We start from the raw sequence: 6,423 nt of genomic DNA, 5'->3' as shown, positions 1-6,423 counted from the left end.
ACGAGTTGCATACCGTCGCCCGCAACAAGCTCAAAAGCGCTCAACACCGGCCTTCGATCATCGCCGCGTGCTGGGTTCAGGCAACGTTGTGGTGATGTCATGATTTACGGAAAGATCAATAGTCCGCCCGGCATTGCCTGCTAGGAGCGGCATCGGCCAACGCTTCAGTCATCAAAGTCCCACATTTGATGCAGATCCAGCCGTAGCCGACTGTTGGCCTCCAGTGTATCAACCACGGCCGCGCGCTGAGCTAGCGTGGTGTCGGCCAGCGCGCGCCGGATTATCAATAGCTCGCTCAAGCTGGTTTCACCCGCTTTGTAGGCTCGCGCCGTGCGCTCGGCAGCACTGCGCTGTAGTGCAAGCGCCTCGGACTGCGCCATGGCGGCGGCCCGCTTGCCCTCCAAGCCACGGTATAGCACCTCGAACTCGGCACCGATCCGAGGCTCCACCGCCAGGCGGCAGTGGGCTGCCGCCTCCGCGTCGGCAGCGGCAGCCAATGCCACCGACCGCCGGTGCGCGGAGCCAAGCGGCATGCTGACGCTCACGCCGGCAATCCGCTCCGCGCCGCCGCGCTCGATGGTGACGAACACGCCCACTGTCGGATCAGGCTTGCGCTCCAGATCGCGGCCATGAGCCTCCTTCAGTCGGCCAGGCTGAGTCACGATCCCTACGCCTACCTCAAAGACGTTCTCACACGACTGCCAACGCAGCCCGCAAGTCGCCTCGAGGAGCTTCTGCCTCATCACTGGCAACTCCCGCAGTCCTGACCGCGGCGCTGTCGTCAAGACGGGATCACCGCGCGTACATGGACGCCCCCAGTTTGCCAAGCTCTCAGCTCATGACAACGAGAAGAGGAAGATTGCTCCCGTACATTCGGACTTTTGATGCGAGCATGGACATGCTCACTGTCCCTGATGGGACTTGCTGGTCGGCGCCTCGATCGCTTACACGCACTCTTGGTGCCTCGTCCGGGAAGGGCTTTGCCGACCACGGTCTTACCTGTCTTGCCATCACTTCGTGATCGCTTGCGCAATCTGTGGTGTGATCCCTCTGAAGCCTGTTTTGACTGGCCGACTTGACTACGCGGCTGCGATAGCAGGCGTGTAGTCGGGTCGGAACTGACGGTCGTGGGCAAGCAACGCCCAAACGATTCTAGCTGTCTTGTTGGCCAAGGCGACCGCCGCGACGTTAGCGTTTCGGCGCGTTGTCAGCTTGACCAGCCAACTATCACGGTCGTTCCTCTGCGTCGCTCGATAGATTACCGACCGCGCTCCGTGGATGAGCAAGGTTCGAAGGTATGCATCACCTCTTTTACTCATGCCAAGCAGCTTTGCCTTGCCGCCGCTGGAATGTTGTCGGGGCACAAGCCCCAACCACGCCGCGAGTTGCCTCCCGTTGTCGAAGTTCTTTGCATCGCCTACCGTCGCAGCCAGCGCGCTCGCTGTGATCGGTCCGATTCCAGGCACCTGTTCGAGTCGTCGGCTGATTTCGTCGTCACGATGCCAGGCCTTAATTTGCGCCTCGATCTCGTTGACCTGTCGATTGAGCAACTTGAGGTGCTCGAGCAGACGGTCGATAAGCTGGCGGAATGTGCCAGGCAAATCGTTCGTCGCATCCTCGATCAGATCCGGCACACGCAGGGCGATATAGGCAATGCCTTGTGGCACAACGAGACCGTACTCAGCAAGCAGGCCACGGATCTGGTTGGCCTGAGCGGTGCGAGCCTTTATGAAGCCCTGGCGCACGCGATGGAGTGAGAGGACTGTCTGCTGTTCGATGTTCTTGATCGGTACAAGCCGCATCGTGGGCCGCGTTACAGCCTCGCAAATGCTTTTGCATCGGCCGCATCGTTCTTGTTGCTCTTGACATAAGGCTTCACAAACTGCGGCGCCATCAGCCGGACCGTATGCCCTAGCGCCTGCAGCTTACGGGCCCAGTGGTGTGCACTGCCGCACGCCTCCATCCCGATCAGGCAACTCGGGAGGTTGGCGAAGAACGCTGCAACTTGCTCACGCCGCAACTGCTTGCGCAGCACCGTCTTGCCTCGCTCGTTTGCGCAGTGGACCTGTAGCACATTCTTGGCCAGGTCGATCCCAATTGTCGTAATCTGCATGATGGATGCCCCTTCCGGTTTGAGTGGCTAGCGACACTTCCACTCTGGCACATCGATGCTGTCACCGGGTGGGGGCGTCCATCCCATTGCTTATGGCCCAGTTGACACCGAAGTCTTGCGTCACCTGCAGGACAGTTTCGACACCAGGGAGATCCTGCGCATTGTGGACCTAGTCGATACGATTCGAGCCCGATTGTGCGAGCCAGAAGGTATTCGCGACGACTTACTCCAATTACATGGCATGGCCCATACCGTTCTCAATGGTGCCAGTCTCGTCTTGGGAGCAACGAATCCAACCTTGGTCGAGCAGGCCGAGACCACCGCACTTTACCGACGAGCTCGGCGACTCCCGTGTCCGGCGATTGGAGCTGTGGCGCCTTAATGCGAGGCGCGTCGTTGGGCACGGCCAATATAACCGCGTCCCCGGCTTGCACACTTCCTTCAACCAGAGGCCATGGGACTTGGAAGATATGCTGGCCCCACGCGGGCAGCCGCGCGTGCAGCAAGTCAGCCAATGGCACGGGCATCGTGGCCCCTCGCATTGACGGCCCCAGGCCTTAGCCTGACTCACCGGCCACCCGGTGGGACGATTCCCCAAGGTGTCGCACCGCTGGGCCATCTCAATTAACGTTTCATCCCCCTCTTTAGTAGGTCCCATTTTTGGCCTTCCTTCATTGCTGCTCGCTTGGCAGAGGGCTATGCTGGGCTTCAAAACTCTCGCCACACGCATCCGGTAGAGGCTCCTTGTAGTTCCGGCCGCATGCGGAGATGGCGTTTTGGTATCGGGGGGGGTCAAATGAACGAGAAGGGCTACAAGCCTTGGCGGCGTCGCTGGTTGCGCTTGCACTCGCGGTCTCTGCTGGCTAACGCGCTGATGCTCGCGGAAGTCGAGCTGGACGCGTATCTAAAAGAAAATCGTACTACATACCGCGACTATGGCGATTTCACCGAGAATGAGATTGACTTCATTTTTCGGCGAGTCTGTCGTGGCATCCAACGGCTGCCGGCGCCTCACAGCTCGCCAGAAGAGTGCGCACGCCGGGCGCGTAGACGTATCCAGGCACTCGGGCAGCGTTTAATGAAAGAAGCCGCTTGGCTTAACGGCCACCTGTAGGGACGATTCCCAAACTCGTGTCACGCTGGCCATATCCCCGCAGCAAGCGGAACCAGGTACCTGTGGGCGCGCTCGGGCGCGAGCGGCGCCGATGTGACTGCTCTGGCTAGGCTCTCCCAATTGCGCCGTACCCCAATTGAGGTAGTCCGAATGGCCGAGGTTGCGACCATGAAACTGAGGGGTTGAGTTCATACTTTGCTACCGCCCCCGAGATGGGCCCAGCTGCAAGCACGGGGGAAAGCGGCCATCAAATTCCCTGGCCGGGATTTCCTCAAGGCGCGCACAAGATTCGGTGGGGAGGGCGATGCTTAATGGTTTGCGCCACAGCACCACACCAGTAAGCCGAAGTACACGGGTGCGCACCTCCCTAGGCTCGGGGTATCGCGAAACATGCAAGGGTAGCATCTCCATATAAACACGCCGCCGCACCTCGTAGCTAAGCGCACCTTTCGTGTCACGGCGAATCAACTCTGTGTGCGCCACCTGTATATGCAGATATAGCGCACGGAGGACCAAGGCAAGAACCAGCGCCGCTGCTGTCAGCATCACGATGCTCATTAGTCGCCATCGGGCTTCAATCGAGTCGACGGCACATGTAATGCGTCCTCGCACCAAAGCGTCGGAGGAATTCCTTCGACAGCTGCATTTCCTGCGGCATGTCGTCCAAGGCGGTAAGAGTAAAACCGAAGCGGGCGAAGAACGCGGGATGGTCGGACGTGAGCACTGTGGCCCTGGTGCAGCCACTGGCACGGGCACGCATCAAGATGGCCCTGACAAGATGGGTGGCTACCTGGTGGCCCCGGTACTCACTTAGAACCGCAACGGCCGGGATGATGACCGTCTCACCAAGCTTTTCGCCGCAGGCGCAGCCGATTACCTTCTCACCCAGGACGCCCAGACTGTAGAGACGGGACGACGGGTCTACATCGCTGCCAGGCAAACCGCAGGAACGGAGCACCTGCGTGATGGCTTGCACGTCTGACGCCCCGGCCGCGCGGATTCTCATAGCTTTTATCATTTTTTTTCTTGCCTCCCGACGCACGTGCAACGATGTTCTCCAAGCAGTATGTCGCAAGGGTTCGAGGCATACCATCGGCTAACTGTATGAGTGGCACCATTTTAAACATAATGCCCGCCTTCGCTATTCCGTGCCCCGTGTCCAGCGCCAGGCAACATCGAGTGACTTAATTCTGATGTGAATATTTTTAATTTCACCTGAGGCAGTCACGCAAAGTCCTGGGTCCACCATAAACATGGTTGGCTTCCATTCGTTCGGCATGAGGGGCGGCTGTATCAGACCCTACCAGCATCCCGCCCTCGCGACTCGCTGCCCATCGCCAAAGGTAAACCCTAGCGAGGGACCCCTTGGCGCTAGGGAGCGCGACACGATATGCTAACGACACAAGAAGCTGCTGGCAGCGAACTCCGCGCTGGAGCTCAGCGTCTTGACAACTTTCCTTGCATGCAAGTTTGCATGCTTTTGGCTTCGAGGATGAGATGGCAACTGGTACCGTGAAGTGGTTTAACAGCGAGAAGGGCTATGGCTTCATCACGCCGGATGACGGCGGCAAAGACCTGTTCGCGCATCACTCGGAAATCCAAGGAACCGGGTTCAAATCACTCGAGGAAGGCGCGAAAGTAGAGTTCGAAGCCACGCAAGGCCAGAAAGGCCCACAAGCATCAAAGATTCGCAAGCTATAGGCGCTCGCGTCCGGCAGTACAAATAACCCTTTTATCGCGCCACCCGTTCTGCAAAGGCGTGGGTAAACGGCGCTTGATTCACTAAAGTCCCCAGCAAACTCAACGGTTTGCTGGGGATTCGTTTTTAACGAAGATATTTTCGGGAGAGAATGGCCCCTCTGGTCTCTCTCGCTCCGTGGTCGTGCCGGCGGTAGCCCAGCTAACTTCAACCGATTGCCAGGACAGTCAGTGGCTGCACGCCAGGTTCACGCTTCGATTTTCTTACCTCGCGGGCTTCGAGGTCTGGCTACTGAGCGCTTATCGTCGCGCTTCGATGAGCCCGGTTCAATATGCTTTGATTTGAAGTTGTACACGGGCCTCTCAAATATATCACGTCGTGATATAAAGCGATTTGCGTGCCTTACATCTCGCCGCAGCAGGTCGGCCGCAGTTCGGCAGTCTGCCTCGCTCACTCACTCGAGCGAAGATGCCTCGGCCTGGCGCAAAAATTCTTTGCACCGCGAAGAGGGCCTAGATACATTTCGTCGCAAATTTGCGGCGGCGAAGTGGCCGCACACCGTTGCCAGGAACGATTCCAAACGGTAGCATGCGGCCCCACGCGATTGCACGGAGAGATTCATCGTGATTGTGATCAACATATAAGATGTGTCGCGGGCTTCTTGGAGCCACGTCGAGCACTAGCAAGAGACAGTATCATGCCGCGCCACCCTCACCTCCGTTTGGCCTCCCTAGCCGATTTGCCTCAAATAGCCGCATTGCTAGAACAATGCCGGCTAACCACGGGTGGCGTAGCGGAGATTATTGACAGCTTCCACGTCGCGCATAGCGACAGTCGCATCATTGGCTGCGCAGCGGCAGAGCGTCATGGAGAATCCATCGTCATCCGCTCGGTAGCCGTTGAACCCACCTGTCGGGATAGGGGTATTGCTACTCGCCTTGTCAGCGCCCTCCTGATGCGTGCACGGGGCACCGAAGTACGACATGCAGTATTGCTGTCGGCGTCGGCTCCCGCCTATTTCGCGCGGTGGGGCTTTTCGCTCATTCCTGCCGACAAGGCGCCCACGGATGCTAGAGCCTCGTCGGAGTTTCAAGGCGCCACACTAACCTCGGCACTGTGCATGCATTGCGAATTGAAATAGTCCGGACACTGTTCAGACAGGCCGACGCTACCAGCGCGCCCGCGACTTGGCTACAGGCTCGGACCGAAAAACAGTAGTGGGGCCACCACTGGCGCAGATGCTTTTTTGCGGCACATATGCTTGGGATTGATGAACACCCGTGATGCCCATGCGCCTCTGGCATGCACTTTGCGTCGGCGAATGGCGTAGAAAGGACTAATCTAAAAAAGCCGAATTCAGTGCGGCAACCTGCCCTAGCCCTACTTTCGCAAAGCAAGGCGCCGGATCAGCGCTCTTGGCCGTAAATCATGACTGAATGGGCTCGGAAGTCATACATGAAATAATATTGGCGCCCATCTCTGCAGCTCAAAGAGCTT

The 6,423-nt window shown here is 58.4% G+C and carries 4 protein-coding genes and 3 pseudogenes; 4 read left to right on the top strand and 3 right to left on the bottom strand.

Annotated features, from left to right (window positions below):
• Positions 1-164: 164 nt before the first annotated feature.
• A pseudogene (locus DN412_RS41935) lies at positions 165-629 on the bottom strand (TolC family protein); the annotation flags it as partial.
• Between DN412_RS41935 and DN412_RS41930 the strand changes: the two are divergent.
• Positions 624-767 (top strand): annotated as a pseudogene (locus DN412_RS41930) (transposase domain-containing protein); the annotation flags it as partial. The pseudogenes DN412_RS41935 and DN412_RS41930 overlap by 6 nt on opposite strands.
• A 312-nt stretch (positions 768-1,079) precedes the next feature.
• Here the strand turns inward: DN412_RS41930 and DN412_RS41920 are convergent.
• Positions 1,080-2,113 (bottom strand): annotated as a pseudogene (locus DN412_RS41920) (IS110 family RNA-guided transposase).
• A 55-nt stretch (positions 2,114-2,168) separates the two neighbouring features.
• Between DN412_RS41920 and tnpC the strand changes: the two are divergent.
• Positions 2,169-2,495 (top strand): Tn3 family transposase post-transcriptional regulator TnpC, encoded by a 327-nt coding sequence (gene tnpC / locus DN412_RS45600; protein WP_279635311.1) that lies wholly within the window; start codon positions 2,169-2,171, stop codon positions 2,493-2,495.
• Positions 2,496-3,801: 1,306 nt separating this feature from the next.
• Here tnpC and DN412_RS41905 read toward each other — a convergent pair.
• Positions 3,802-4,203, bottom strand: coding sequence for a GNAT family N-acetyltransferase (locus DN412_RS41905; RefSeq protein ID WP_244223097.1), 402 nt, complete (start codon positions 4,201-4,203; stop codon positions 3,802-3,804).
• Positions 4,204-4,724: 521 nt separating this feature from the next.
• On the opposite strand from DN412_RS41905, the gene DN412_RS41900 reads away from it, so the two are divergent.
• Entirely contained in the window at positions 4,725-4,928 is a 204-nt protein-coding gene (locus tag DN412_RS41900) for a cold-shock protein (RefSeq protein WP_115216865.1), read from the top strand.
• Between the two features lie 695 nt (positions 4,929-5,623).
• Entirely contained in the window at positions 5,624-6,067 is a 444-nt protein-coding gene (locus tag DN412_RS41895; protein ID WP_115216860.1) for a GNAT family N-acetyltransferase, read from the top strand.
• Positions 6,068-6,423 lie beyond the last annotated feature (356 nt).

This window comes from Cupriavidus lacunae, assembly GCF_003353055.1.
Classification (GTDB): domain Bacteria; phylum Pseudomonadota; class Gammaproteobacteria; order Burkholderiales; family Burkholderiaceae; genus Cupriavidus; species Cupriavidus lacunae.
The sequence above is the reverse complement of the archived record's forward strand: the minus strand, read 5'-3'. Positions and strand labels throughout refer to the sequence as shown.